At 61.2% G+C, this 26,153-nt stretch carries 20 protein-coding genes, 1 other RNA gene and 1 pseudogene; 10 read left to right on the top strand and 12 right to left on the bottom strand.

The features are described from left to right. Nucleotides 1-50: 50 nt before the first annotated feature. From PSJE_RS13330 to ssrA, 7 genes are all read left to right on the top strand, one after another. Nucleotides 51-875, top strand: a complete 825-nt coding sequence (locus PSJE_RS13330; RefSeq protein WP_057716491.1) for a (Fe-S)-binding protein — start codon at nucleotides 51-53, stop codon at nucleotides 873-875. Continuing rightward, nucleotides 872-2,329 (top strand): LutB/LldF family L-lactate oxidation iron-sulfur protein, encoded by a 1,458-nt coding sequence (locus PSJE_RS13325; RefSeq protein ID WP_090453019.1) that lies wholly within the window; start codon nucleotides 872-874, stop codon nucleotides 2,327-2,329. The genes PSJE_RS13330 and PSJE_RS13325 overlap by 4 nt, the downstream gene beginning before the upstream one ends. After that, a complete protein-coding gene (locus PSJE_RS13320; protein ID WP_090453017.1) occupies nucleotides 2,326-2,997 on the top strand; it encodes a LutC/YkgG family protein in 672 nt (223 codons plus the stop codon). Before PSJE_RS13325 ends, PSJE_RS13320 begins: the two co-directional genes overlap by 4 nt. Beyond that, on the top strand, nucleotides 2,994-5,804 hold the full coding sequence (locus tag PSJE_RS13315) for an FAD-binding and (Fe-S)-binding domain-containing protein (RefSeq protein WP_090453015.1): 2,811 nt from the start codon (nucleotides 2,994-2,996) through the stop codon (nucleotides 5,802-5,804). The genes PSJE_RS13320 and PSJE_RS13315 overlap by 4 nt, the downstream gene beginning before the upstream one ends. 192 nt (nucleotides 5,805-5,996) lie before the next feature. Beyond that, nucleotides 5,997-6,269 carry a hypothetical protein gene (locus tag PSJE_RS13310; protein ID WP_090453013.1) on the top strand — a complete coding sequence of 91 codons (273 nt, stop codon included), beginning with the start codon at nucleotides 5,997-5,999 and terminating at the stop codon, nucleotides 6,267-6,269. Between the two features lie 335 nt (nucleotides 6,270-6,604). Further along, a complete protein-coding gene (locus tag PSJE_RS13305) occupies nucleotides 6,605-6,883 on the top strand; it encodes a hypothetical protein (RefSeq protein WP_057716496.1) in 279 nt (92 codons plus the stop codon). A 94-nt stretch (nucleotides 6,884-6,977) separates the two neighbouring features. After that, nucleotides 6,978-7,374, top strand: a transfer-messenger RNA (tmRNA) gene (gene ssrA, locus PSJE_RS13300). Between the two features lie 96 nt (nucleotides 7,375-7,470). Here the strand turns inward: ssrA and PSJE_RS13295 are convergent. From PSJE_RS13295 to pmrG, 3 genes are all read right to left on the bottom strand, one after another. Beyond that, nucleotides 7,471-7,734, bottom strand: a complete 264-nt coding sequence (locus tag PSJE_RS13295) for a hypothetical protein (protein ID WP_008047515.1) — start codon at nucleotides 7,732-7,734, stop codon at nucleotides 7,471-7,473. A 512-nt stretch (nucleotides 7,735-8,246) separates the two neighbouring features. Then, complete coding sequence (locus PSJE_RS13290) at nucleotides 8,247-9,074, bottom strand: phosphatase PAP2 family protein (protein WP_090453010.1); 828 nt, start codon at nucleotides 9,072-9,074, stop codon at nucleotides 8,247-8,249. 31 nt (nucleotides 9,075-9,105) lie between these two features. Further along, the gene (gene pmrG / locus PSJE_RS13285; RefSeq protein ID WP_090453008.1) at nucleotides 9,106-9,777 is read right to left on the bottom strand and encodes a lipopolysaccharide core heptose(II)-phosphate phosphatase PmrG; all 672 of its coding nucleotides are present in this window, start codon (nucleotides 9,775-9,777) and stop codon (nucleotides 9,106-9,108) included. 259 nt (nucleotides 9,778-10,036) lie between these two features. Here pmrG and PSJE_RS32205 point away from each other — a divergent pair. Then, nucleotides 10,037-11,050: pseudogene (locus tag PSJE_RS32205) on the top strand (methyl-accepting chemotaxis protein); the annotation flags it as partial. Between the two features lie 42 nt (nucleotides 11,051-11,092). Beyond that, the gene (locus PSJE_RS32200; RefSeq protein ID WP_408003798.1) at nucleotides 11,093-11,956 is read left to right on the top strand and encodes a methyl-accepting chemotaxis protein; all 864 of its coding nucleotides are present in this window, start codon (nucleotides 11,093-11,095) and stop codon (nucleotides 11,954-11,956) included. 161 nt (nucleotides 11,957-12,117) lie between these two features. Here the strand turns inward: PSJE_RS32200 and PSJE_RS13275 are convergent, their stop codons facing one another. The 6 genes from PSJE_RS13275 to PSJE_RS13250 all read right to left on the bottom strand — a co-directional run bounded on the left by PSJE_RS13275 (nucleotide 12,118) and on the right by PSJE_RS13250 (nucleotide 21,956). Continuing rightward, nucleotides 12,118-13,491, bottom strand: coding sequence for a DUF1329 domain-containing protein (locus PSJE_RS13275; protein ID WP_090453004.1), 1,374 nt, complete (start codon nucleotides 13,489-13,491; stop codon nucleotides 12,118-12,120). A 134-nt stretch (nucleotides 13,492-13,625) separates the two neighbouring features. Beyond that, entirely contained in the window at nucleotides 13,626-15,581 is a 1,956-nt protein-coding gene (locus PSJE_RS13270; protein WP_191622245.1) for a DUF1302 domain-containing protein, read from the bottom strand. A 60-nt stretch (nucleotides 15,582-15,641) separates the two neighbouring features. Next, complete coding sequence (locus PSJE_RS13265; protein WP_090453002.1) at nucleotides 15,642-16,931, bottom strand: phospholipase C/P1 nuclease family protein; 1,290 nt, start codon at nucleotides 16,929-16,931, stop codon at nucleotides 15,642-15,644. A gap of 239 nt (nucleotides 16,932-17,170) precedes the next feature. Further along, nucleotides 17,171-18,739: an FGGY-family carbohydrate kinase gene (locus tag PSJE_RS13260; RefSeq protein ID WP_090453000.1), complete on the bottom strand. Its 1,569-nt coding sequence runs from the start codon at nucleotides 18,737-18,739 to the stop codon at nucleotides 17,171-17,173. Nucleotides 18,740-18,759: 20 nt separating this feature from the next. After that, nucleotides 18,760-20,355 (bottom strand): glycerol-3-phosphate dehydrogenase/oxidase, encoded by a 1,596-nt coding sequence (locus PSJE_RS13255; protein WP_090452998.1) that lies wholly within the window; start codon nucleotides 20,353-20,355, stop codon nucleotides 18,760-18,762. 5 nt (nucleotides 20,356-20,360) lie between these two features. After that, nucleotides 20,361-21,956 carry an FAD-binding oxidoreductase gene (locus PSJE_RS13250; protein ID WP_090452996.1) on the bottom strand — a complete coding sequence of 532 codons (1,596 nt, stop codon included), beginning with the start codon at nucleotides 21,954-21,956 and terminating at the stop codon, nucleotides 20,361-20,363. A 210-nt stretch (nucleotides 21,957-22,166) separates the two neighbouring features. On the opposite strand from PSJE_RS13250, the gene gliR reads away from it, so the two are divergent. Beyond that, nucleotides 22,167-23,195: an AraC family transcriptional regulator GliR gene (gene gliR / locus PSJE_RS13245; RefSeq protein ID WP_090452994.1), complete on the top strand. Its 1,029-nt coding sequence runs from the start codon at nucleotides 22,167-22,169 to the stop codon at nucleotides 23,193-23,195. 26 nt (nucleotides 23,196-23,221) lie between these two features. Here gliR and PSJE_RS13240 read toward each other — a convergent pair whose 3' ends face one another. The 3 genes from PSJE_RS13240 to PSJE_RS13230 all read right to left on the bottom strand — a co-directional run bounded on the left by PSJE_RS13240 (nucleotide 23,222) and on the right by PSJE_RS13230 (nucleotide 26,146). After that, entirely contained in the window at nucleotides 23,222-23,590 is a 369-nt protein-coding gene (locus PSJE_RS13240) for a glyoxalase superfamily protein (protein ID WP_090452992.1), read from the bottom strand. A gap of 236 nt (nucleotides 23,591-23,826) precedes the next feature. Next, the gene (locus PSJE_RS13235; RefSeq protein ID WP_090452990.1) at nucleotides 23,827-25,284 is read right to left on the bottom strand and encodes a D-aminoacylase; all 1,458 of its coding nucleotides are present in this window, start codon (nucleotides 25,282-25,284) and stop codon (nucleotides 23,827-23,829) included. A gap of 1 nt (nucleotide 25,285) precedes the next feature. Continuing rightward, entirely contained in the window at nucleotides 25,286-26,146 is an 861-nt protein-coding gene (locus PSJE_RS13230; protein ID WP_090452988.1) for a MurR/RpiR family transcriptional regulator, read from the bottom strand. Between the last annotated feature and the right edge of the window lie 7 nt (nucleotides 26,147-26,153).

The following is a 26,153-nucleotide window of genomic DNA, read 5'->3' as shown; positions in this document are numbered from 1 at the left end:
ATTCAGCAGCCTCAACAGACGAATAACCGGGACCACCCGGAGACCGCCTGATGAGCGAGCTTTTTTACAACGCCGTGCCGAATGCGACCCGTGTCGCCCCGCCACTGCCCGAGCCTCGGCAGTACCCCAGCGAGAAACCTTCACGGGTCTACCTGTTCGGGACCTGCGTGGTCGATTTGTTCTACCCGGAAGCCGGGATGGATGCGATCCACCTGCTGGAGCGCGAAGGCATTCGTGTCGAATACCCGCAAGGGCAAAGCTGCTGCGGACAACCGGCCTACACCTCGGGTTACACCGAGCAGGCACGGACCGTGGCGCGCTCGCAACTGGCGCTGTTTGCCGGCGACTATCCGGTGGTGGTGCCGTCAGGCTCTTGTGCAGGCATGCTGCGCGAACATTACGCCGACCTGTTCAAGGACGAGCCGGACACGTTGAAACAGGTCCAGGCCCTGGCGGCCAGAACCTACGAGCTGGCCGAGTTCCTGTTGTTTGTCTGCAAGGTGCAGCTCAAGGACGGCGGCGAGCCCGTGAAAGTGGCGCTGCACACCTCGTGCTCGGCACGCCGTGAAATGAACACCCACCTGCACGGCCGCGAGTTGTTGGCGCAGTTGAGCAATGTGGAGCGGGTCAACCACGATCACGAAAGTGAATGCTGTGGCTTTGGTGGGACATTCAGCGTCCGTATGCCAGACATTTCCGGCGCGATGGTGGCTGACAAGACCCGGGCGCTGAAGGAGTCCGGCGCGCACAAGGTATTGAGTGCCGACTGCGGCTGTTTGATGAACATCAACGGCTCGCTGGAAAAACAGCAGGAAGCGTTGCGCGGTCAGCATCTGGCCAGCTTCCTCTGGCAGCGAACCGGAGGTGTGAAATGAGCACCTCGACGATTATTCCTACGGTTGCCGTAGAAGAAGATTTCCGCACCCGCGCCCACAACGCACTGGGTGACCCGCAATTGCGAAGCAACTTTCGCAAGGCGATGGATTCACTGATGACCAAACGGGCAGCCGCTTTCAGCGATGCCCATGAAAGAGAACACTTGCGCGCACTGGGCAATGCAATCCGTGCCCGCGCGCTCTCCAAGTTGCCCGACCTGCTCGAGCAACTGGAACAGAACCTGACCCGCAACGGTGTGACAGTGCACTGGGCGGAAACGGTGGACGAGGCCAATGGCATCGTCCTCTCGATCATCCGCGCTCACGAGGGGCGGCAAGTGATCAAGGGCAAATCGATGGTCAGCGAAGAGATGGAGATGAACCATGTCCTCGCTGAACAGGGCATTGAATGCCTGGAATCGGACATGGGCGAGTACATCGTCCAGCTCGACCACGAGAAGCCTTCACACATAATCATGCCGGCAATCCACAAGAACGCCGGTCAGGTCGCGTCCTTGTTCCACGACAAACTTGGCGTGGAATACACCAAGGACGTAGACCAACTCATTCAGATCGGTCGCAGAGTCCTGCGGCAGAAATTCTTCGAAGCGGACATCGGCGTCTCCGGCGTCAACTTCGCCGTGGCCGAAACCGGCACCCTGCTGCTGGTGGAAAACGAAGGCAACGGTCGCATGACCACCACGGTGCCACCCGTGCACATCGCCGTCACCGGTATCGAAAAAGTCGTGGAAAACCTGCGTGATGTGGTGCCGTTGCTGTCGCTGCTGACCCGTTCAGCCTTGGGCATTCCGATCACCACCTACGTCAACATGATCTCCGGTCCACGCAAGGAACATGAACTCGACGGCCCACAGGAAGTGCACCTCGTACTGCTCGATAACGGCCGCAGCCAGGCCTTTGCCGACAGCGAATTGCGCCAGACCCTGAACTGCATTCGCTGCGGCGCCTGTATGAATCATTGCCCGGTGTACACCCGAATCGGCGGTCATGCCTATGGGGAGGTTTACCCCGGGCCTATCGGAAAAATCATCACCCCGCACATGGTCGGCCTGGCGAAAGTCCCGGATCACCCGAGCGCCTCGTCGCTGTGCGGCGCCTGCGGTGAAGTCTGCCCGGTGAAAATCCCGATCCCTGCTTTGCTGCGGCGCCTGCGGGAAGAAAACGTCAAGGCCCCGGACAGCCCCCATCAAGTGATGCGCGGCCAGGGCAGCAAGTATTCGCGCAAGGAGCGGTTCATCTGGAACGCCTGGGCCAAGCTCAACAGTTCGCCGACGCTCTATCGCCTGTTCGGTTTCTTTGCCACCCGTTTGCGCGCCCTTACGCCGAGCAATGTCGGCCCGTGGACGCAAAACCACAGCGCACCGAAACCCGCTGCCCGCTCATTGCATGACATGGCCCGCGAACATTTGGCCAAACAGGGAGACCGCCGATGAGCGCCAAACAAAATATCCTCGCCAAACTGCGTAAAAGCCTGACAGGCACAACGCCGGTGGCCGACAACTTCGATGTCGATCTGGTGACCCAGCCTTACACCTACGCGCCAGAGCAGCGCATTGCGCAGCTGCGCAAATTGATGGAAGCGGTGCACACGGAAATTCATCTGACGTCCGGCCAAGAGTGGCCGACGCTACTCGCGCAGTTGCTGCTGGACCGCCAGTTGCCAAGCCTGCTGATCGCACCGACAACGCCCCACGGTCAACGGATCACGCAGCACTGGGCGAATAGTCCCGGCCTGCCAATGCTGAAAGCCTACGACCGCCCGGTTGAAGAATGGAAAGCCGAGCTGTTCAACGACACCCCGGCGAGCATCACTGGAACCCTCGGCGCCATCGCTGCCACGGGCAGCCTTATTCTCTGGCCGACCCGGGAAGAACCGCGCCTGATGAGCCTGGCGCCACCGGTGCATTTCGCCCTGCTCAAGGCCAGTGAAATCCGCAACAACTTCTATCAGGTGCAACAGGAATTCGAATGGGCCCAGGGCATGCCGACCAACGCGTTGCTGGTGTCTGGCCCGTCGAAGACCGCCGACATCGAGCAAGTGCTGGCGTACGGCGCACACGGTCCAAAAGACCTGGTGGTACTGATCCTGGAGGACCAATGAGTCTACCGGCCGCTTTCCTGCGTGACGCACAGCAACTGATTCCCCAAGAGCGACGTTTCGACGACCCGCTGTCGACCCTGGCCTTCGGCACCGACGCCAGCTTCTATCGTTTGATTCCGCAACTGGTGATCCGCGTCGAGTCCGAAGACGAAGTGGTGGCACTGCTGCAACTGGCGCAACGGGATCAGGTGCCGGTGACTTTCCGCGCCGCCGGTACCAGTCTGTCCGGCCAAGCGATCAGCGACTCGGTACTGATCGTGCTGGGGGATAACTGGAACGGTCGTGAGATCCGCGGCCAAGGCACGCAAATCCGCCTGCAACCGGGGGTGATCGGCGCCCAGGCCAACGCCTGGCTGGCACCGTTCGGACGCAAGATCGGTCCGGACCCGGCCTCGATCAACGCCTGCAAGATCGGCGGGATCGTCGCCAACAATGCCAGCGGCATGTGCTGCGGCACCGCGCAAAACACCTATCACACCCTGGCCGGCATTCGTCTGGTGCTGGCCGATGGCAGTCGTCTCGACACCGAGGATGCCGCCAGCGTCACGGCGTTTCGCCAAAGCCACGCCGCGCTGCTGGAACGCTTGGCGATCCTGGGCCGCGAGACCCGCGCAAATACCGAGCTGGCTGCGAAAATTCGCCACAAATACCGCCTGAAAAATACCACCGGCCTGTCGCTCAATGCCCTGGTGGATTTCGACGAGCCTGTGGATATCTTGAGCCACTTGCTAGTGGGCTCCGAAGGCACACTCGGGTTCATCAGTGCCGTGACCTACGACACCGTGATCGACCACCCGAACAAGGCCTCGGCCCTGATTGTGTTCCCAGATGTCGAGACCTGCTGCAATGCAGTGTCTGTGCTGAAAAGCCAACCAGTGTCGGCCGTGGAACTGCTGGACCGGCGCAGCCTGCGCTCGGTACAGAACAAACCCGGCATGCCCGCTTTCGTACAGCACCTGTCGAACAATGCCTGTGCACTATTGATCGAATCCCGCGCCGCGTCGTCCACTTTGCTGCATGAGCAACTGGCGCAGATCATGGCGTCGCTCAAGGCGTTCCCGGTGGAAAAGCAGGTCGACTTCACCGAAGACCCGCAGGAAAACGCCCGTCTCTGGGCCATCCGCAAGGACACCTTCCCCGCCGTCGGCGCCGTGCGCAAGACCGGCACCACGGTGATCATCGAAGACGTCACCTTCCCGGTCGAACAACTGGCCATCGGCGTCAACCGCCTGATCGAGCTGTTCGACAAACATCACTACGACGAAGCGATCCTTTTCGGACACGCCCTGGAAGGCAATCTGCACTTCGTCTTCACCCAAGGCTTCAACAGCCCGGAAGAAGTCGCACGCTATCAGGCGTTCATGGACGACGTGGCGCAACTGGTGGCGGTGGAGTTCGGCGGTTCGCTGAAGGCTGAACACGGCACCGGACGCAACATGGCGCCGTTCGTTGAACTGGAATGGGGCAGCGATGCCTACCAGTTGATGTGGCAGCTCAAACGACTGCTCGACCCCAATGGCATTCTCAACCCGGACGTGGTGCTCAGCGAAGATCCACAGATCCACCTCAAGCACCTCAAGCCCTTGCCCGCGGCTGACGAGATTGTGGACAAGTGCATCGAATGCGGCTTCTGCGAACCGGTCTGCCCGTCAAAAGGCCTGACCCTGAGTCCGCGTCAGCGCATCGTGATCTGGCGCGACATTCAGGCAAAGAAACTCGCGGGCATCGATACGTCCGAACTCGAAGCCGCCTTCGACTATCAAGGCATCGATACCTGCGCCGCCACCGGCCTGTGCGCACAACGTTGCCCTGTAGGCATCAATACCGGCGAGCTGGTGAAAAAGCTGCGCAGCCGGAAGGCGACGCATACGAAAACCGCTAACTGGCTTGAAGGACATTTCGCTACGGCACTGCAAGGTGCACGCTTCACCCTGCACGTGGCCAATGGTGCGCGGATGTTACTGGGGGCGCCAAGATTGGCGAAGTTGTCGGCGACGTTGACGCGCCTGTCCAAGGGTCAGGTCCCGCAATGGAGCAACGCCATGCCCCAGCCTGAACGGCCGATTCGCTTCAGCCCGACGGTGACGGACGCGCGCCCGCGCGTGGTCTATCTGGCGGCCTGTGTATCCCGCGCCATGGGCCCGGCAGCGGGCGATACGGAGCAAATGTCGCTGCACGACAAGACCCGAGGCCTGCTGGAAAAGGCCGGCTACCAGGTGGTGTTCCCGGACAACCTCGACAACCTGTGCTGCGGTCAGCCATTCGCCTCCAAAGGCTACGCCGAGCAAGCCGAGCACAAACGACAGGAACTGATCGGCGCCCTGCTCCACGCCAGCCGTGGCGGGCTCGACCCGATCTACTGCGACACCAGCCCCTGCACCTTGCGCCTGGTTCAAGACCTCGGGGAAGTCCGTTTGGACCTGTACGACCCGGTGCGCTTCATCCGCACACACCTGATGGATCGCCTGGACTTCACGCCTCAGGAGGCGCCGATTGCCGTGCACGTAACCTGCAGCACCCAACACCTCGGGGAAAGCCAGGCGTTGATCGACCTGGCGCGCAAGTGCAGCAAAAACGTGGTCATTCCCGAAGGTATTCACTGCTGCGGCTTCGCCGGCGACAAGGGCTTCACCACGCCAGAGCTGAACGCCCATTCGCTGCGCACGCTCAAGGATGCGGTGCAGCAGTGCAGCGAGGGGATTTCCACCAGCCGTACCTGCGAGATTGGCCTAACACAACACGGCGGAATCGACTACCACGGACTAGTCTATCTGGTGGACCGCGTTACCCAGGCCAGGGTGACCTGATGACGAGGCCTCAAGAAAGGCGCATTCAGGCGCCTGTCTAGTCGTTTCTTGTGGGCATCAACACAGAAAAACAGAACCCTGACGTGTCGCCGCAGTCCACTGATCAAGTCCCGCCAATGCGGGACTTTCCCAACACTCGGTAGACCGATTTGATGGCCAACAATGCCTGGCCATCAGTTCAAGGAGAAACACATGAATCGTTCTGTGCTGTTAGGTCTGTTCGTTACTGCTTCCATGCTGGCTTCCACTTCATTTGCCGCTGAAGACCTTTGCGCGGTCAACCTGAAAACCATCGAAAACGGCAAGGCACAGATTCCTCCGGAAATGACTGACCAGGTAAAAGCCTCCGTCGAGCAAGCCAAAGCCGACCAGGCAAAAGGCACCAAGGAAGGCATTGATGATTGCATCGCCGAGACCAACGACATTATCAAGGCCGTCACCGACTCGAAAAAAGGCGCCAAGTAACTCGGCTCAAGGCCAACCTTCGGGTTGGCCTTTCGGGCCGCGTTGGCGTACATCAACAACGGAGTACTGGCAGCCGGGAGCTCAAAGCCCGGCCGTGCCCGATACGAAGCAAACCAAAACCTGCCAGTTGCGGGTTTTGTTGCATCTGGGGTCTGGAAATGTGTAACCGCCCCCCCATCGCTGGAAAAGCTCGACAGGTTTTCTGCAAAAACCGAATTCTTGCGTTGAATCGTAGTCTTTGAGGTAGGCCCCATCAGATCGGGCGGACTTTTCGGGCTCGGCTTGCCCGTCTACTCATACGACAGCACCGAGACCATCAGCTCAAGGAGATACCCATGAAACGCACCACACTCGCTGGCCTGTTCATTGCTGCTGCCATGCTGGCCTCTCCTGTATTTGCTGCGGACAACAACCTCTGTACGAGCAAGCTGCAAGAGCTCAAAGGCAAAGTGAATGCGCTGCCGGCGAACTCCGCAAACACTACGATGGAGATCAAAAGACTGATGTCCAGCGCCGAAGCCTCACAAGCCTCCGGAGACGACAAAAAATGCGTCACCGAGGCCACCCAGGCATTGGCGCTCGCTGACAGACAGAGCACCCAACCAAACCCATGATCTGTGGTGGCCAACCTTCAGGTTGGCCTTCCGGGGCGTGATGACGTACACTGTATATGCCTGCTGCTCACTTGATTCACAGAGCATCAGGCTCGGGGCCGTTTAGGATTCGACGCCGGTTGCGAAACTTTAGGTGCATGCCGAGTTGGTAACAGAACTCGTAAATCCACTGTTGCAACTACTTATAGTTGCCAATGACGATAACTACGGCCAGGAATTCGCTCTCGCTGCGTAAGCAGCCTTAGCCCTGAGCTTCTGGTACCTTCGGGTCCAGCAATCACCAGGGGATGTCTGTAAACCCAAAGTGATTGTCATATAGAACAGAATCGCCGTGCAGTACGTTGTGGACGAAGCGGCTAAAACTTACACAACTCGCCCAAAGCACCCTGCCCGTCGGGTCGCTGAGGGTTAACTTAATAGACACGGCTACGCATGTAGTACCGACAGCGGAGTACTGGCGGACGGGGGTTCAAATCCCCCCGGCTCCACCAATTGAGACACCAACGAAGCCCGCCCAGTGCGGGCTTTGTTGTTTCTGGCTGTATCGCTAGCCCTGCAACCGTCTGAAACAGGACCCACACCAACGATCAGTACTTGATATCCCGAGCTGTGCGACGGGTATCCTGCTTGGTGCTGCGCTTGTCCTGGCGACATTCCACGTTGCTCTTGTCATTGCCCTTTCTGCATTCATCCTTGGTTTGCCGGGCAGTGGATCGCCCTTCCTGCCTGGTATCGCGAGCTTCACGCCGCTGTTCACCCTGCTCGGTCGCGTAGACGGGTAGCGTCACCCACTGCACGCCAGCGGCGATGAGCAGCGTCGCCAGGGCTTTCAAGTAGTGCTTGCGAATCATGACTTTTCTCCAATTCAACATCGTTCGGTCGCTTCGGTCGCTCCCCCATGCATTCAGCGAAAACGTGAGTTACATCGTACGCCCACAACTCACAAAAGCACTTTGTGGCAGGTGAAATCTGACGATAGGGTCACATGGATAGTCGCGCAATGCCGCTATGTGCATGGTTGCAATATGGGCACCGGCCCGAACCTCCTTGTTTCCAGGTAGTGGCGTCGAGTCGATGCCTGACAGACAAACCGGTCGGAAGCAGACTTTGCCGCGGATCATTTGCCGTAGCTATGCCGCAAGCTCTGGTACAAGGCTTTGATCCAGATGAATTTTTCTTCACCCCACGGTTGCGTTACTGCCTGTACATTGCACTCGCTCATTCAAGAAACTACGGTTTGCCCGCCCTCCCGCGGGCTTTTTTTTGTCTGCGAATTCGCAATTCGAGACTCACTGAAGGTTTCCGCGAGCAACAAAAAACCCGCACCCCTTTCGAGATGCGGGTTTTGCGGTTCAACACCAACTCAATTCGCTGCCTGGATCTGAGTCGCCGCCACCGGTTGTTGCGCTTTGGAGAGCACCGGCTGTTCCAGCCTCGCTCGCCCGTAGAATGCCAGCGCCGTTAGTAAACACGCCAGCCATACGAAGATCCCGGCCCAGAAGGTGTGGGACATGTAGTGCCACCCTTGCAATACCCGTGTGGTGCCATAGATGAAACCGAGGGTCAGCGAGCCGTACATGATCGCTTTCGAATAGCGCCAGCGATAACGGCGAGCCACGAAGTACAACGCCAGCATGGTGAAACCGCCCGATGCATGTCCGCCCGGCCAGCAGCGCCCCTCACCGGCGACTTTCAACAGGTCGAAATTTTCATACCACTCGATGTGCTCCATTTTGCCGCCGTACAGGGTCGTCTCGATCGGGCAATACACACTGGTGTGGCCCTTGAGGTAGTGAATGACCCCGGTGCTGATGGCGAACGCGAACACCACGTAGAGAAAGTCGCGTCGATGGCGATTGGCAAAGCGCAGCACCGGTGCGACTTTGATTTTTTCCAGGAAGGCGATGATTTTCGAGTGCTTTTCAGCCTTCAGGCGCGGCCAGAGAAACGACAGCAAGGCACCGATAATCGCCATTTCTCCGGTCCAGTTCGGAATGATCCGCGCCCATTTGTGGGTGATTTTTTCGAACAGATGGACCTGGTCCAACGGGTACGTCTGCGTCACCGGATCAAAAAAGTAATTGTTGAAGGCGATGTCGATGCCGGTCATGTCGAGCATCAGGAACACCGCGACCGCGCAGGCCAGCGGAATACCAAAATTCACCCAGTAAAAGCGGGAAGCGGTCTGCATGCTCAGTCCTGATTCAAAGGGATGGTGAAATTCAACGGGTCGTCACCGTCGGCCAATCCGATGCTTCGATAAAGCCAAGCATGCGCGGAGTCTGCGACGTTTCGGCGGAGATAAACAAAGAAGCCCCGTAACCCAGGGTCGAAGTCGGCAAATGGAGGTCTTTTTCCATTTGGTCCATGCATTCGCTGTGGGTCACCAGAATCAGGTTACGTCCGGCCACTTTGTGCGCCAATGCGTCGCGCAGCATGGTGCCCCGGCAACCGATCAGCCAGTCTTCACCCGTGCCGACCTTGTTGAACATGAAGTTGGCGGTCTGCGCCGTACGCAGGATCGGGCTGTTGTAGATATCGGCCTTGTCCAGACCCAGGTTCTGGAAATGCGCACCGACACCCATGGCGACACTGCGCGAGCGCTCGGTAATGCCATCGTTGCCAACCAGGCAAGGCGCCGTGGAGTGATCGCAGCGCTCGACGTGGCGCACCAGAACGATCAGGTCGCCCTTGGCCCACCCGGTCATCAACGCCTGTGCACCAGTCACATTGCCGTGAGCCAAGTCCGCAACGGCGGCAGGTCGCAGCAAGAACAGCACCAACGGGATCACCAGCAACGCCGAGACCAACACCACCGCAGCGTTGCGATAACGGGCGAAGCGGTTCAGATCGATCGAGCGTTTTACCCCAAAAAGACTCAGTCTTAATTCCACATCAAGCCGCCTCGCCGGCACGCAATACCTCATCAGATACGGGCAGGTTAAGGAAACGCGCGTCGGTGGCTGGTGAAACCCATGTGAAAAAAAGCTTAAAGGCGCTGTAAAAGTCTTGTTACAGAACCGTGCGGAAAAAACCTTTCAGCTCCCGGGATTGCTGCCGATACATCCTGCTTACACCGCTTGGCGGCTTCCAAAAAAAACAACCTTCCAGCCAACCGACGATAAAGAAGTACCAAGTTCCTGGAGGAATGAGATGAATAGCTGGTTCGGCAACATCAGCGTGAACCTGAAACTGGGCCTGGGGTTTGGCCTGGTCCTGGCACTGACCTGCGTCCTGGCCCTGACCGGCTGGACCAGCCTGGGCGGGTTGATCGACCGCAGCAACTGGATGAGCGACATCACCCAGCTCAACGCCGGCCTGACCAAGCTGCGCGTGGTTCGCCTGCAATACATGCTGACCAACGGCGAGGAAACCGCCGCGCAGAACGTGCAGACCACCCTCGACGCCTTCTCGACCCAGCAGCAAGCCCTACTGGCGAAGTTCAAGAGCCCGGAAAACCTCAAGCTGCTACGAGAGCAAGGCGCCGTCATCGACGCCTACAGGACGTCCCTGGGCAAGATGCGCAGCGCCTATCGCACCGGCAACAGCGCCCGCGACGCCATGAGTGCCAACGCCGAAACCGCCAACACGCTGATCAATGACATCAATACCCGCGTGCAGCAAATGCCGCTGAGCGACCAGCGTTTCGAACAGTTCCAGGCCATAACGGCTGCCAAGGAAGCGTTCCTGCTGGCCCGCTACGAAGTGCGCGGCTACACCGCCAGTACCAATGCCGAGACCGAGCAAAAAGCCGTCGGTCAACTGGACGCCGCCATCGCCAGCCTGAAACCGCTGAACGTGCATTTCGCCGATTCCCAACAAGACGCCTTGCGTCAGCTGGAAACCGCGCTGGGCAACTACCGCAGCGCCTTGCAGGCCTATAAGGCCGCCAGCAATGACGCAGTGCAAGCGCGCAAGGAAATGACCGACCAGGGCGCCGCCATTGTGTCCCAGAGCGATCAGCTGTATCAGATCCAGCTCGACCGCCGTGACGCCGAAAGTGCCCAGGCCCGTACCCTGCAACTGGTCAGCACGTTGCTGGCACTGCTGGTGGGCGTCATTGCCGCCGTGATCATCACTCGCCAGATCACCCGTCCATTGCGCGACACCCTGGCGGTGGTCGATCGCATCGCCAGCGGTGACCTGTCCCACAATGTGCTGGTCACTCGCCGTGATGAACTCGGCGTGTTGCAGCAAGGCATCGCGCGCATGGGCGTGACCCTGCGCGACTTGATCAGCGGCATCCGCGACGGCGTGACCCAGATCGCCAGCGCCGCCGAAGAGCTGTCGGCCGTGACCGAGCAGACCAGTGCCGGGGTCAACAGCCAGAAAGTCGAGACCGATCAGGTCGCTACCGCCATGCACGAGATGACCGCCACCGTGCAGGAAGTCGCGCGCAACGCCGAAGAAGCCTCGCAAGCTGCTGCAGCGGCGGACGGCGAAGCCCGTGAAGGTGACAAAGTGGTCAACGAAGCCATCGCCCAGATCGAGCGCCTGGCCAGCGAAGTGGTGCGTTCCACCGAAGCCATGAGCGTGCTGCAACAGGAAAGCGACAAGATCGGCAGCGTCATGGACGTGATCAAGGCCGTCGCCGAACAGACCAACCTGCTGGCACTCAATGCCGCCATCGAAGCAGCCCGTGCCGGTGAAGCCGGTCGTGGTTTTGCGGTGGTGGCCGACGAGGTCCGCGGCCTGGCCCAGCGCACGCAGAAATCCACCGAGGAAATCGAAGGCTTGGTGGCCGGCCTGCAGAACGGCACGCAACAAGTGTCCGCCGTGATGAACAACAGCCGCGTCCTCACCGACAGCAGCGTGGCCCTCACCCGCAAGGCCGGCGAGTCACTGGAGAACATCACCCGCACGGTGTCCAACATCCAGTCGATGAACCAGCAGATCGCCGCCGCTGCCGAACAGCAAAGTGCCGTGGCGGAAGAGATCAGCCGCAGCATCATCAACGTGCGCGATGTGTCCGAGCAGACCGCTGCGGCGAGCGATGAAACCGCCAAGTCCAGCATTGAACTGGCGCGGTTGGGTGGTCAATTGCAGCAGATGGTGAGCCACTTCCGCGTCTGACCGTACACCGTCGGTAATTGAAAGGCCCATTCGCGGGCAAGCCCGCTCCCACAGGTAGAGAGTCGAACACAGACTCTGTGAACGACCCAAAACCCTGTGGGAGCGAGCTTGCTCGCGATTGCGTTCTCACAGACCGCATCTGAAAGGGTGTGCTGCGCGGCTTACCGCGTCCCGCGCTGGCGCAATGCCGACGGCATGAAGTACGCGTCTTCGGGCACCGGTTGGGCAAAGTCCACTGTGCCCGGCTCTTCGTTATCCAGGTTCTGCACGTAGTAACGACGCGCCTGCAAGTCATGGAATACGTCCAGCGCACTCCAGGTGGTGGGCAGGTCGTAGAAGTTTTTCAGGTAGGCCATCGACACCCGCCACAACTCCCCTCGCCCGTCATATTGATCCACCAATGCGGCGCCCCAACTGTCCTCGTCAAGAAACAGCACGCGCTTGGAATAGATATGCCGCGCGCCCGGCTTGAGCGTGCCTTCGACCACCCAGACCCGATGCAGCTCATAACGGGTGAATTGCGGGTTGAGGTGGCCCGGCGTGAGCAACTGCTCGTACTTCACCTCAGGGCTGCCGACTTTGTAATTGTTATAGGGAATGTAGACCTCTTGCTTGCCCTTGAGCTTCCAGTCGTAGCGGTCTGGCGAGCCGTTGAACAGGTCCGTATCGTCCGCCGTGCGCAGGCCGTCGGATGAGGCGATCGGGGTGTCATACGCGAGGTTCGGCGCCCGGCGCACACGGCGCTGGCCCGCGTCGTAGACCCAGGCCTGACGCGGGTCCTTGAGCTGGTCCAGGGTCTCGTGAACCAATGCCGCACCGCCCGCCAGACGGGCCGGGCTCTTCACGAACGCCAGGTAGTAGAACAGGATGTTTTTCAGGTCGGCAAACTGCCCGCTCGGGCGGTAATAGTTGAAGAGCCCCTCCTGCTGCGAGGTCACGAGCGCGAAGCTGCCGTTGCGTTGTACCGGCGCTTCGGAGGCACGACGGACCACATAGATGCCGCGATAACGGGTGATGTGGTTCCACAGCACCTCGATGCCATCCTTGGGCACCGGGAACGGCACACCGCCATAGGCATCGTCAAAACCGGTGCCGCCATCGAGCAGCTTGGCCGAGGTCGCGTTTTTCAAGGTGTTGTCATACAGCCACTGCGGCGCCGCGCCCGAGCGGCGAGAGGGATAGACCGGCATCTGGAAGGTGTCGGGGTAGCTGTTGAACAGTGCGATCTGACCCGGGCTGAGGTGGGCCTTGTACTGTTCAAGGTTGGCCTTGGTGATGGTGAACAGGGGCTTGTCCGCCGCATACGGGTCCAGGTGATGCTGGCCCGGCTTGTAGCCCGCCGGTGCCTGAGTGATGCCGCCGTTCCAGGCCGGAATGGTCCCGGCCGCATTGCCGGCACGCTCGGCCCCCAGCGGTGTCAGCGTGGTCTTCAATTGCTCGGCCTGCTGGGGCGAGATCGCGGCCAGCGCGCTGCCGGCGGCCAGGCTCAGGAGCAGCGCCAGCGTGGTCTTGGTCAGTCGTGAAGTGTGAAACATGATCGTTCTCCGAAGTACAAAAACCTGTGGGAGCGGGCTTGCTCGCGAAGAGGGCGGCACATCCAGCACAGATGTCGCCTGATTCACCGCTTTCGCGAGCAAGCCCGCTCCCACAATGGGTCTGCATGTAGCAATCAAAGGAAGTACTTGAGGTTGAAGCCGACGTTGTCGCGGTCACGCAGGCCGTTGTCCTGCCCACCGCCGTAGAACTCGGTGTATTGCAGCTCGGCCTCCAGCTTGTTCTGGTAGTTGGCCTTGATCCCCAGGGTGTAGGCCTTGCGGCCCTCGATGATGTTGCCCGCCTGGTAGCTGTTGCCCTTGAAGTCATCCTTGTAGACGACATAAGGCGAGACGTTGACCCCGGCATACACGTCGTTCCAGGTGCCGTTGAGCATCGCGGTGTAGCTGTAGGAGTTGCGGTTGACCTGATCGCTGCGTTCGCCGCCGGACACATAGGAAAAGTTACCGGTGCCAGCGTAGTAACGGGTACTGCCGTCATACGCGGTGTATTGCAGGCTGCTGCCGCGCAGGTGCTCGGACGCCAGCTCGAACACGCCGAACATCGAGTCGAATGACAAGCTCGGGCCAAAGTTGTAAATGGTGCCCATGGATGTGTTGAACGCTTCCACCCGCTCGGCGTTGTTGATCTGGCTGTCGAGCGTGACCTGCTGCCCGCCGATGTTGATGGTCTGGCCGCCTGCCGCTGCGGCGGCGCCGTTGGCCAGGTCGCCGATCAGGTCGTTGGTGGCGGCGACCCCGATGGGCAGGTTCGGCCGATAGGCCACTTCGCCGAAAACCGACGCCTGGCCCAGGGTAGTGTTGAAACTGAAGCCGTACATGCGGATGTCTTCGGCGTAGCGCCGATGCGCCTGAATATTGCCCAGCACATCCATGGTCGCCAGGCCGTTGGCCAGTTGCCCCGCCTGGCTGCCGGCAACACCGGCCAACAGGTTGGTCAGGGCGTTCATGTCGATGCCCTTGTACCCACCCAGATCGGCGGAAATGGTCGGTTCCTTGGCGTGGTAGTTGACCATGTACAACCCGAACTCGGTGCTGTTGAGCTCTTCTACGATGTAGCGAAAAGCGAAACCGAACTGGCCGTCGTTGCGCGCGTTGTAATCCTTGCCGACCGAGGCCACTTTGACGGTGTTGCCAAAGGCCGGGGTGACCCCGTTGGCGTACAGGCCGGTGGTGCTCAGGGCCTGGCTGAGCAGCGGGTTGTTGCCCAGCGCGCTGTACAGATCGATCACGTTGCCGAAGCCAGGCACCGGGGTGTCCAGGGCGGTACCGGTAAAGTTGTTGTAGGCGGTGTTGCCGCCGTCGGCGAACAGGTCCGTCTGCGAGTAGAACGTGCCGACCGGGTCGATGCGGGTTTCCTTCCAGTTCGTCTGGTAAAAGCTTTCCATGGTCAGGCTGTCGGTCAGGCCGATGTTGAAGCTCAGCGCTTCCACCGGCACCAGCACTTCCTTGACTTCGGCCCCGGGCAAACGGTATTTGGCCGCGTCCACCGGGTTGGTGGTGTTGACCCCGCCACGGTAGAAAATCCCCTCACCCCAGTTGAACACCTGGCGCCCGACACGGGCCGTGACTGGCATCTGCGCAACGTCCCAGTTGCCATAGAGGTAGGCATCGAGCATCTCCACCCGGCTGCCGGCGATATCGCGGGTCTGGTCAGTAAAGTGGTCGTCCTGCGGGAAACTCTGACTGGGTTGCGACGGGTTGTTGTTACGGTAGTAATCGTTGCGCTTGTCCATCAGTTGGGTGTCATAGAACGCGGTGCCGCGCACGAACATCCCGTAGTTCTGATAGTTGGCCTCGAGCTCCGAGGTGATCTTGTACACCTCGGAAACCAGCCCGGTGTCGAAGTTGCGATTGCCGTCGTTGGTGTTGACGTCGTCGTTGTTTTTGTCCCGGCCCTGGACCCGCCACAAGCGGCCATAAGACAAGGTACTGTCGAATGAACCGGTGATCTGGTTGTCCAGCACGCTGAACTCCTTGGCCTGCACGCCGTCGACCGCGCACAGTTGCAGCAGCCCTGCCAGGCCCACGCCGGGAAGCGCCGCGCCAGACAGGCGAAATCGAGTGCTCATGATCCGTTCCTCTTTCCCTGGTTTTATTGTTTTTGTGTTCTGAAAGTGTGGCTGCGATGGCTATGGCGCCAATCCCGCACGGGCGTAAATCCGGCTGTGGGCGCCGAAATGCCCCAGCAGTTTGAACAGCTGCCGGTTGAGTGCCGGATGGTCGAAGTCTTCGCGCTGCAGCTGATTACCGCTGCTGAAATCGCTGGTGATCGGTGCCGCGTCCAACCACTGGCCGATGGCTTCATCAAACGCCGCGGATTCGTCGACGGACTCGGCACTCACCACTTCACGCAGGTAGTCCACCGAATACGGTGGGTAATGGGCGTCCTGTGCAGAGTCGGCATAAGCGTCGAGCATCGGGTGTGCCTGGCCGGCGCGCAGCAGGCGACGAAGCCAGGTCGACTGATACTTCTCCACTTCCATGTGTCGGGTGGCGACCCGTTCGATGGCGGCATGTTTGTCCGCATCGAAGCCGGCCAGGGCCTTGCCTTCCAGCACCAGCAGGCTCGCCAGTTCGACACCGGGCAGCGGCTTGGCGTGATAAGGCTGGGTCAGGTCCTGAACGTGGTGCAGGCCCCAACCGAGAAATCGATAGCCCCAATAAGGATGGCCAGTGGCAAACGCCAGTCGCGCCAAGCCCATGTACTGGTAGGCGCGCCAGTCCGGCCAGCTGCGCTGAAGAAACCCGGCAGCGGCGTACACCACCGGGCTTTCATGGAAGAAGCCCATATGGAACGGCGCCTGGGAGCTGTACTGAAACCGGGCGTCGCCGAAAGGCTGCGGGCCGAAGCCGTACAACGCGCCGACTTCGCCGGGGTTGTCACTGAACAGGTTGATGTCGTGGCCGTAATCCGGCTCATCGGCAGCGCTGGCCAACACGGCCAGGGGCGCGACTTGTTCGTGGTCAGCGACAACGATGAAGCGCTGGCGATTCCACGGTGAAAGCGTCTGTTGCACCATGACTTGTTCGGTCTTGAGGTGTTCACGCTCGGGCAGATCCTTGCCCGGCATCGGCTGGATGACCATCGCCAGATGAATCCCGGGGTTGATGCGCAGTGCGCTGAGGAAGTCGTGGCGCAGATTGTCCCCAGGCACGACAGGCAATCGCAGGTTGTCGGGGCGCGGCGGGTATTGGGCGAAGTGCTCGCGGGCGAAGCGCTCCTGCTCATCGAGCAGCGCACTCACGGCTTGGTATTGCTGCGAAAGAAACTGTTCCAGCGGCTCGACTTCGACCTGCGGTGCATCACGCAAGGCCGGCAAATCCTGCAATGCCAGGTAGCTGCCCACCGTATGGATCGACCAGCCCCAGGCTGTGGGGGCCGTTGCACAAAGCAGCAACAGGAGGAATGTCAGCTTCATTGCTTGGTTCTTATTGGATGTGCTGTGGGGGTTGAGCCTAACAACCGACCCTGCCCCTGACACTGTCCAATCTCACCAGAAAAGGTCTCCGATAGCGCCACATGAGGTGACATAAAATCACCCCCGGACATTGTAGGAGTGAGCCTGCTCGCGATAGCGGTGGGTCAGCCAACAGTTACTTTGACTGACACACCGCTATCGCGAGCAAGCTCGCTCCCACAGGGTTCCCGGGTGTTTTCCTAAGCGGGGTAACCGGTAATTTTGCGGATGCTCTGGTACAGCGGCTTGAGCTGTCGATACATGCGCAGGTAAACCTCTTTGTACAGTCGCTCATAGATCTGCTGCGCCTCGGGTTGCGGCATGAATACCGCACCGACCCGGGTCATGGCGGCCATCGCCGTGGGGAAATCCGCGTGCAGTCCCAGCCCCACCGCGCAGCAAATGGCCGCGCCCAGGCCGGACGCTTCGTAGACATGCGGACGCTCGGCCGGCAGGCCGAAAATGTTCGCCGTGAGTTGCATCGCGGCATCACTCTGGGAGCCACCACCGGCGACGCGCAAGCGCGTGATGGAGACCCTCGAACGCTTCTCGATTTTCTCCATGCCCTGACGCAAGGCATACGCCAGACCTTCGAGGATCGCCCGGTAAATGTGTGCGCGGGTATGCACGTCGCCGAAGCCGATCATCGCGCCCTTGGCTTCGACACCCGGCTCGCGGATACCGGGCGACCAGTAGGGTTGCAGCATCAACCCCATGGAGCCCGGCGGCACGGCGTCGACCAGCGCATCGAAGAGTTGCTCGGGCTCCACACCCTGGGCTTTGGCCTGCTGCATTTCCCGCAGGCCGAACTCGTTCTTGAACCAGCTGACCATCCAGTAGCCGCGATAAATCATCACCTCGCAGTTGTATTGATCCGGTACCGCAGACGGGTAAGGCGGAATCAACGGAACGATTTCCAGGTAGCGCGACCGGGTGCTGGTGATCGTCGCCGTGGTGCCGTAGGAAAGGCACACGGTGCCTGGGTCGACGACGCCGGAACCCACGACTTCGCAGGCCTTGTCGGCACCCGCGGCAATCAGCGGCAGCCCCTCGGGAATGCCGGTGTGGCGGCTGGCCTCGGCGCTGATGTAGCCGAGGGTTTCACCGGGCTTGTGCAGGCTTGGCAGTTGTTCGGGGCGCACCGCCAGCGCCTGCCATTTCCAGTCGGAGGGGGCGGCCCAGCGCAAGCGCTTGAAGTCGAACGGCAGGTAACCGACGCAACAGCCCACCGAATCGACAAAGCGCCCACACAGGCGATGGGTGAGAAACCCCGAGAGCAGCAAAAACTTGTCGGTCGCCGCCCAGACCTCAGGCTGGTGGCGGGCGATCCAGTTGGCCTCGGCCTGGGCGCGAAAGTAGTCCACTGTGGCTTGCGCGCCGACCAGTTTGAACAGCCAGCCCCACGGTCCCTTGATGCCGCCTTTGACTTCGGCCTGGCGTTGATCGAGCCACAGGATCGCCGGGCGCAGCGCCTTGCCCTGAGCATCGACGTTGATCACTGTGCCGCGCTGGGTGGTCAGGGAAACACCGGCGATCTGTGAACGATCGATGCCGGTTTGCTGCCACAACTGCTGGCAGGCCTCACCCAGTTTTGCCCAGTAATACTCCGGGTCCTGTTCGGCCCAGCCGGGTTGAGTCGAGTAATAGGCCTGCAACTCGACCTTGCCTTTGCCCAGCAGATTGCCCTGCAGGTCGAAGAGCAGCGCGCGCACGCTCTGGGTGCCATTGTCGATGGCCAACAGGTAACGCTTGTTCGGGTGGTTATCCATGGAGCTCTCTTCAATGGGCATCAATGCGCGGCATCCGGCAAACCATGATGGCGTTGCCACAACGCCCGATAACGCTGTAATTCCTGCTGCCAATGCTCATCGTCCCAACCCAGTCGCGGTTGGCAGAGTTGGCCAATGGCAGCGAAATAATCCTCGCCACCGCGCGGCAGCAACAGGCCCAGGCGGGTTCGGCGCAGCAGCAGGTCATCCAGGTGCAGGACCATTTCCCCATCGCAGGCAACGGCCAGCTCCGCCCACAAGGTGTCAGTGCCGCCGACGGTGTCATGGCCGAGTTCCGCGATCAGTTGCGCCAGCCTCGGCAGGTCACGGCCATGCCGCCCGGCCAGGCGCCGCCACCGGTTGGCGCTGAGCCCCGGTATCGCCAGCGGCGGCACGGCGGCGAACACCGGCGCGGCGTCATCATTGAAGGGGCGCTCGAGCATGGTTGCGCAGGCCTTGAGCACTTCAATCGCCTGCGGGCGAAAGGTGGTCAGCTTGCCGCCGGCCAGGGTCACGCAACCAGGCTCCTGCCACAGCACATGCTCACGGGTTTCATTCGACGGCTTGTCTTGATGCTCACCCGCCGCACTGCCCACCACCGGGCGCACGCCCGACCAGGTCGACAGCACATCGGCGGCGACCACCTCGGCCTGGGGGAACTGTTGACTGCAGGCCGCCAGCAGATAGTCGAGCTCATCAAAGCTGATGCTCGCGCTCTGATCCAGATCGCCGTGATGATCGAGGTCCGTGGTGCCGACCACCGTGGCACCCTCCCACGGGAAAACGAACACCGGTCGACGGTCGCGCTCGTGCAGGAAGGTGAAGGCTTGCGCCACTGGCAGGCGCCAGCCCGGCAACAGCAAATGACTGCCACGCAACGGGCGCAACTGGCGAGGGGCATCGGGCAGGCGCAAGCGCTCGGCCCACGCGCCGGTGGCCACGGCCAGCACGCCACAACGCAATGTCAGTAACCCACCCCCTTCGCAGTCTTCGACCTGAACCCCGCAAACGCGCCCCTCTTCACGCAGCAATTGCTGTACGCGCACGCCATTGAGCACCACGGCGCCATCGGCCCGGGCCTCGCCCAATACGCGCATCACCAGACGGGCATCATCGGTCAGCGCATCGACAAAACAGGTGCCGCCCAGCAGGTCATCTTCCTTCACCCCGGGCGCCAGATAACGCAGTTGTTGCGCGTCATGGAAGTGATGGCTGCGTCGCCCGGCCAATGCGTCATAGATGGACAGCAAACCACCCAGCACCCGCGGTCCGGGAAAACCGCCACGGTAATGCGGCATCATGAAACTCATCGGCTCCACCAGCCCCGGCGCCTCGTCGAGCAGGCGCTGGCGTTCGCGGACTGAATCGCGGGTCAGGCGCCACTGGCCCTTGGCGATGTAGCGCAAGCCGCCATGGACCATTTTCGAGGAGCGGCTGGAGGTGCCCCAGGCGAAGTCGCGCTGCTCCAGCAGCAGGCAGCGCCAACCACGGCGCGCGGCTTCGCGCAGGATACCGGCGCCGCTGATGCCGCCACCGATGACGATCAGGTCCCAGGTTTCATCCGCCAGCGTCGGCAGCACCCGCTGTCGCCACGTCGCGTTCCAGTCCAGGCTCATGGCCGTCACTCCTGCAACAGCGTGCCAGGGTTCAATCGCCCGGCCGGATCAAAGTGCCGACTCAATGCCTGCAGGGTGTCCATCGCCAGCGCGCCCTTCTCCCGCCGCAGGTACGGCGCGTGGTCCTTGCCCACGCCATGCTGGTGACTGATGGTGCCGTGGTTGTCGACGATGGTCTGGCTGGCCGCCTGCTTGAGCGCCTGCCAGCGCGCCAGGGTAGCGGGGTAGTCGGCCGCCGGGCGAAACACATAGGTGGTGTAGATGCTCGATCCTTCGCCATAGACATGGGAAAGGTGGGTGAAGACATGCACCCGCTCGCCTTCGGCAGCCAAGGCGTCGCGCAGGCTGTTTTCGATCAGCGTGAGCAGGTTATCGACGTTGCTCCAGTCAGTGGCCGTTTCCAGGGTGTCCACCACGTATCCTGCGTTCCACAGGTTTTCCCGCAGGTAGGGAAAACGAAAACGGTTCTGCGCCCACTTCTTGCCGAGCAAGGTGCCGGTAAACACCCCGCCGAACGCCTTGAGGTGCTGCCGGGCCTGGCGCAGGGACAGCGCATTTTGTCGACGATTGCCGGTCACGCCGAACGTCAGCAGGCATTTGCCCTCACCGGCGCCGCGCAGGGCCAGGTACTTTTCCAGCCAGGCGATCTGCTGCGGGTGACCGGCCAGCGCCAGCTGGGTTTCGGTCTCCACCGCGTTGGACAGGCGCAGCATCGACAGCGGCACCCGCGCCTGGGCCAACTGGCGGATGGCTTGCAGCGCCTTGGGCCAATCGGGCAGAAACACACCATAGAAACGCTCATCGGCGGGCAGAGCGCTGACCCGTACCTTCACCTCGGAAATGATCCCGAAGCGGCCCTCACAGCCCAACACCACCTCGCGCAGATCGGGCCCGGCCGCCGAGGCCGGAAAGGAGGGAATGTCCAAAGGTCCGGCAAAGGTTTCCAGGGTCCCGCCGGCGAACAGTTGCTCGATCCGCCCATAGCGCAGCGACTGCTGGCCACTGGAGCGGCTGGCGACCCAACCACCCAGGGTCGACAGCTCCCACGACTGCGGGAAGTGCCCCAGGGTGTAACCATGGGCGCGCAACTGACTTTCCACCTGCGGTCCGCTGGTGCCAGGGCCGAAGGTGGCCAGCAGGCTCTGTTCGTCGAGGTCCAGCAGGCGATTCATGCGGGCCAGGGAAACTGTCACCACCGGCCGCGCGGAACTCGGCGGGTTGATGTGACCGGCCACCGAGGTGCCACCGCCATAAGGAATCAGGCACAGGTCCTGTTCATGGGCGAGCAACAGTAACCGGCGAATCTGTTCAGCGTTCACGGGATAGGCCACGGCGTCGGGATAATTCCCCAGCGCGCCTTCACGCAACGCCAGCCAGTCCGGCAGGCTCTGGCCCCGGGCATGCAGCAAACGATCTTGGGCATCCACGCTGTACAAGAAGTGTTGCTGCAACCGCGACGGGGGCACGCGGGCCAATGCTGTCTCAAGCGTCGCATCGGGCAGCGCTCGACCGTCACCCACCCGCTGGGCGAGAAAACTCGCGCCCTGGGCCGGCAGTTCGACCACCGTGGTTGCATCTCCCCAGCCGTTCCAGCGTCGCATGCGTGTGTCCTTTTGCGGTTCTGATCAGTGATATTTCAGGCCCCCATACTAGTCAGCCGCCGAAAAGTGTCACGGTCGCATCCGGCCAGTTCGAGTAGCCAATTGAGTCAAACGTCGCGCAGGCGTCAGCCATTTACTTTAGCCGTGGTTTCAAATTACCTTTCAGGGCATTCATCCGCGCACGCGGGCCTTGATCAAAGGAATACGATCATGCAATCCCTGGGCTTCACTTCAGTTCCGCCGCTGCTCAAATACCTGCGTCATGCCGAACAACTGGGCATGGCCATCGAGCCTGCGTTGGCGGCTGCCGGGTTGCAGGCACAGCAGTTGAGTGACAACAGCCTGCGGTTGCCAGGTGAAGCCCATGAACGGCTGCTCGACTATTTCTGCGAACACTCGGGCGATGCGTTGTTCGGTCTCAACGCCGCGCGTTTTGTGTTGCCCAACTCCTGGAGCGTGCTGGGCTACATCACCATGAACTGCGCGACACTGGGCGACGCCATGAGCCGCATCATGCCGTTCGAGAAGCTGGTGGGAGACATGGGCGTCAGCCGCGCCGAGGTGCAAGGCAGCGAGGTGCACCTGATCTGGACATGCCGCCATCAACGCCCGCGAATTCGCCGACACCTGGTGGAAAACGTGCTCGGTTCCTGGCTGCAATACGCGCGCTGGATCGCCGACACGCAAATGTCACCGGCTGCCGTCTGGCTGGAACATGCCTGTCCGGCCGACACGACGCTGGCACAGTACGAGCAGTTCTTCGACTGCCCGGTACTGTTCGACCAGCCTTATTCGGCGCTGATTGTCCCATTGCCGTATTTGCAGTTGCCATTGCGCCAGGCCGATGCGCAATTGCTGCGCACGCTGGAGGAACATGCCCAGGGGTTGATGGCCACACTGGAGGACGCTTCGCTGGAACAGCGGGTCAAAAGCATCCTGCGAAAGTTGCTCAAGGAAGGTCTGCCACGCAAGGAGCAGGTGGCCGAGCATCTCGCGGTGTCAGTGCGCACGCTGCAACGCCAGTTGCATCAGGCCGGTACGTCGTACCAGCAGATCCTCGATGACCTGCGCCAGGAACTGGCCGAGCATTACCTGCTCAACAGCACCCTGCCGATCCAGGACATCGCCCAGTACCTGGGTTTCACCGAACCCCGCTCGTTTCACCGCACGTTCAAAAGCCGGCGCGGGATGCCGCCCGGCGAGTTTCGCCAAACCCACCGGGTGCCGAACGAAGGCTGAAGGCTTAAACCTGAGGGGCTGAAGGCTCAGAGACTTATCGCGTTGGTGAACACCAACCGATTGCCGAACGGGTCGGCGATGGTCATGTCCTGGCTGCCCCAGGGCATGGCCTGAATCTGCGGATGGGAAAACCTGTATTGCTTGGCCAACAGTTGCCGCTGAAACTTCTCCAGCTCATCCGTCTCGATCCGCAGCGCAGACCCCGGTGTGCTGTCGCCATGGTGTTCGGACAAGTGCAGCACACATTCGCCACGGGAGATTTGCAGGTACAGCGGGTAATTCGCTTCGAATCGATGTTGCCAGTCGATCTTGAACCCCAGGAAATCGACGTAGAACTCCACTGCCTTGGCTTCGTCGAAAATACGCAGGATCGGAGTTGTTTTGCCGAAGCTCATCGGGTTGCTCCCAGACAATGAAAGACCTGCAGGAGCGAGCTTGCTCGCGATGGTCGTTAACGATGACGCGTGTCTACTGGGTAAACGCTGCGCCCTATCGTCCATCGCGAGCAAGCTCGCTCCTACAAAATACGTAACCGAACCGCAATGATAGCCGGGCCTGATGTCAGCAATTCGGCGCGGAAATGCCATTCTTTAGTTTCAAAGTGCCATCACTGTGACGCAATCCTCGAAACTCACTGAAAACCCGTGCGCAAATCCCCTTCCCGGGCCAGAAACCGTCCTTCCCTGCGCCCGTTGGCCTGGCCATCACGGTAACTCAACACACCGTTGATCCATACCCCTTCAATGCCCTCCGCCGCCCGCTGTGGGTCGTTGAAGTCGGCGACATCACGAATGGTCGCCGGGTCGAACAACACCAGGTCCGCCCAATGGCCTTCGCGTATTTCACCGCGCGCCTTCAAGCCGAAGCGCGCCGCCGACAGCCCGGTCATTTTGTGCACGGCGGTGTGCAGCGGGAACAGTCCCACGTCGCGGCTGAAATGTCCGAGCACCCGAGGGAATGCGCCCCACAAGCGTGGGTGCGGAAACGGATCTTCCGGCAAGCCGTCGGAGCCGACCATCGACAGCGGATGCGCGAGGATCCGACGGACATCCGCCTCATCCATTCCGTAGTACACCGCACCGGCCGGTTGCAGCTGGCGAGCGGCCTCCAGCAACGGCAGATTCCATTCGGCGGCGATGTCCATCAGGTCGCGGCCGCCCATCTGCGGATGCGGGGTCGACCAGGTGATGGTGATGCGGTGGGCATCGGTCACCTGCTTGAGGTCCAGGGTCGAAGAGCTCGCGGCGTAGGGATAACAGTCGCAACCCACCGGGTGGGTCTTCGCTGCCTCTTCGAGGGACGCCAGCAGCTGCGGACTACGCCCCCAGTTACTGGCGCCGGCGCATTTGAGGTGAGAGATGATCACCGGGCTTTGCGCATGACGACCGATCCGGTACGCCTCGTCCATGGCCTCCAGCACCGGTTCGAATTCGCTGCGCAAATGGGTGGTATAGACCGCCCCGAACGCGGTCAATTCTTCGGTCAGTTGCATCACTTCATCGGTCGATGCCGAGAAGGCGCTGGCATAGGCAAGGCCGGTGGAAAGGCCCAGGGCGCCGGCCTCAAGGCTTTCGCGCAGTTGCTCGCGCATCGCGCTGATTTCGTCTGCCGTGGCGGTGCGAAACAGGTCGTCCAGATGATTGCTGCGCAACGCCGTATGACCGACCAGCGCGGCAACGTTCAGCGTGGTGTTCGCCGCTTCGACGGCCACGCGGTAGTCGCGGAAGGTCGGATAAACGAACGCAGCGGCCGTGCCGAGCAGGTTCATCGGGTCCGGCGGATCGCCGCGCAAGCTCACTGGCGAGGCACTGATCCCGCAGTTGCCGACGATGACCGTGGTCACGCCCTGGCTGAGCTTGGGCAGCATCTGCGGCTGACGAATCACCACGGTGTCGTCATGGGTGTGCACGTCGATGAAACCCGGCGCCAGCACATGGCCCTGCGCGTCGATTTCCTCGCTGGCACGGGCATCGCGCAAGTCGCCGATACGCTCGATGCGCCCGTTGAGAATGGCCACGTCGGCGGGGTATCCAGGGCTGTTGCTGCCGTCGATGATCAGGGCATTGCGAATCAGCGTGTCGTACTGCATGTCAGTCTCCCAGCGGCAAGTGATCGTCGCCGCCGCGGTATTCGTCCAGGGCGAGTTTGATCCGCCGCAGACGTTCTTGATTGTCTTCAGGATTGGCCAGGGCCAGCTCGGTGGCGAGCACGTCGATGGCCAGCAGCATGCCGTAGCGCGCTGCCGTGGGTTTGTAGATGAACGAGGTTTCGGCGCTTTGCAGGGGCAGGACGATATCGGCCAGTTGCGCCAGGGGCGAATCTGCCCGGGTGATGGCCAGAATGCCTGCGCCATAGTTGCGCGCCAGCTCCACCGTTTCAATCAGCTCCGGGGTGATCCCGGTCAGCGAGCAGACAATCACCACGTGTTCAGCGCTGAGGCTGGCGGCGGTGACGCGCATCATCACCGCATCGTGGCACACCGCAATCGGATAACCGAGGCGCACCAGGCGCACTTGCAGTTCATCGCTGCACAGGGTCGAACAGCCGCCCATGCCGAAGGCGTGAATCATCCGCGCCTTGCCCAGCAGTTTCACCGCATCGGCGAAACGCGACTCATCGAACGCGGCCAGGTGCTGGCGCAAGGTCGACTCGATGTCGCCCACGATCTGCCCGTAGAACGCCGACTGCTCGGGCATGCCCGCCGGGTCGAGAAACCGGCTGCCGACGCCGCTGGCCTGGGCCAGTTGCAAGCGCAGGTCACGCAGGTCCTTGCAGCCGACCGTACGGGCGAACCGCGACAGCGTGGCACTGCTGACCTCCGCCCGCAGCGCCAGCTCATCGAGACTGGCGGAGGCGGCAAATCCTACGTCGTCGAGCATCAGGCGGGCGATGCGTCCTTCACCGGCGCTGAAGGAGTCCTGACGGGCGCGGATCTGGTAGAGGATGTCCATGCAAGTG

This window comes from Pseudomonas jessenii, from assembly GCF_002236115.1.
GTDB classification, from domain to species: domain Bacteria; phylum Pseudomonadota; class Gammaproteobacteria; order Pseudomonadales; family Pseudomonadaceae; genus Aquipseudomonas; species Aquipseudomonas jessenii.
This window is presented reverse-complemented; position numbering and strand designations above follow the sequence as displayed.

Bases quoted from the DNA above. Each gene is read 5' to 3' on its own strand.
- PSJE_RS13235 (WP_090452990.1), bottom strand. From the start codon at position 25,284: ATGCAGTACGACACGCTGATTCGCAATGCCCTGATCATCGACGGCAGC.
- PSJE_RS13315 (WP_090453015.1), top strand. From the start codon at position 2,994: ATGAGTCTACCGGCCGCTTTCCTGCGTGACGCACAGCAACTGATTCCC.
- PSJE_RS13240 (WP_090452992.1), bottom strand. From the start codon at position 23,590: ATGAGCTTCGGCAAAACAACTCCGATCCTGCGTATTTTCGACGAAGCC.
- PSJE_RS13295 (WP_008047515.1), bottom strand. From the start codon at position 7,734: ATGATTCGCAAGCACTACTTGAAAGCCCTGGCGACGCTGCTCATCGCC.
- PSJE_RS32200 (WP_408003798.1), top strand. From the start codon at position 11,093: ATGGGCGTGACCCTGCGCGACTTGATCAGCGGCATCCGCGACGGCGTG.
- PSJE_RS13290 (WP_090453010.1), bottom strand. From the start codon at position 9,074: ATGCAGACCGCTTCCCGCTTTTACTGGGTGAATTTTGGTATTCCGCTG.
- PSJE_RS13270 (WP_191622245.1), bottom strand. From the start codon at position 15,581: ATGAGCACTCGATTTCGCCTGTCTGGCGCGGCGCTTCCCGGCGTGGGC.
- PSJE_RS13325 (WP_090453019.1), top strand. From the start codon at position 872: ATGAGCACCTCGACGATTATTCCTACGGTTGCCGTAGAAGAAGATTTC.
- PSJE_RS13275 (WP_090453004.1), bottom strand. From the start codon at position 13,491: ATGTTTCACACTTCACGACTGACCAAGACCACGCTGGCGCTGCTCCTG.
- PSJE_RS13265 (WP_090453002.1), bottom strand. From the start codon at position 16,931: ATGAAGCTGACATTCCTCCTGTTGCTGCTTTGTGCAACGGCCCCCACA.
- PSJE_RS13330 (WP_057716491.1), top strand. From the start codon at position 51: ATGAGCGAGCTTTTTTACAACGCCGTGCCGAATGCGACCCGTGTCGCC.
- gliR (WP_090452994.1), top strand. From the start codon at position 22,167: ATGCAATCCCTGGGCTTCACTTCAGTTCCGCCGCTGCTCAAATACCTG.
- PSJE_RS13230 (WP_090452988.1), bottom strand. From the start codon at position 26,146: ATGGACATCCTCTACCAGATCCGCGCCCGTCAGGACTCCTTCAGCGCC.
- PSJE_RS13250 (WP_090452996.1), bottom strand. From the start codon at position 21,956: ATGCGACGCTGGAACGGCTGGGGAGATGCAACCACGGTGGTCGAACTG.
- PSJE_RS13260 (WP_090453000.1), bottom strand. From the start codon at position 18,739: ATGGATAACCACCCGAACAAGCGTTACCTGTTGGCCATCGACAATGGC.
- PSJE_RS13310 (WP_090453013.1), top strand. From the start codon at position 5,997: ATGAATCGTTCTGTGCTGTTAGGTCTGTTCGTTACTGCTTCCATGCTG.
- PSJE_RS13255 (WP_090452998.1), bottom strand. From the start codon at position 20,355: ATGAGCCTGGACTGGAACGCGACGTGGCGACAGCGGGTGCTGCCGACG.
- PSJE_RS13305 (WP_057716496.1), top strand. From the start codon at position 6,605: ATGAAACGCACCACACTCGCTGGCCTGTTCATTGCTGCTGCCATGCTG.
- PSJE_RS13320 (WP_090453017.1), top strand. From the start codon at position 2,326: ATGAGCGCCAAACAAAATATCCTCGCCAAACTGCGTAAAAGCCTGACA.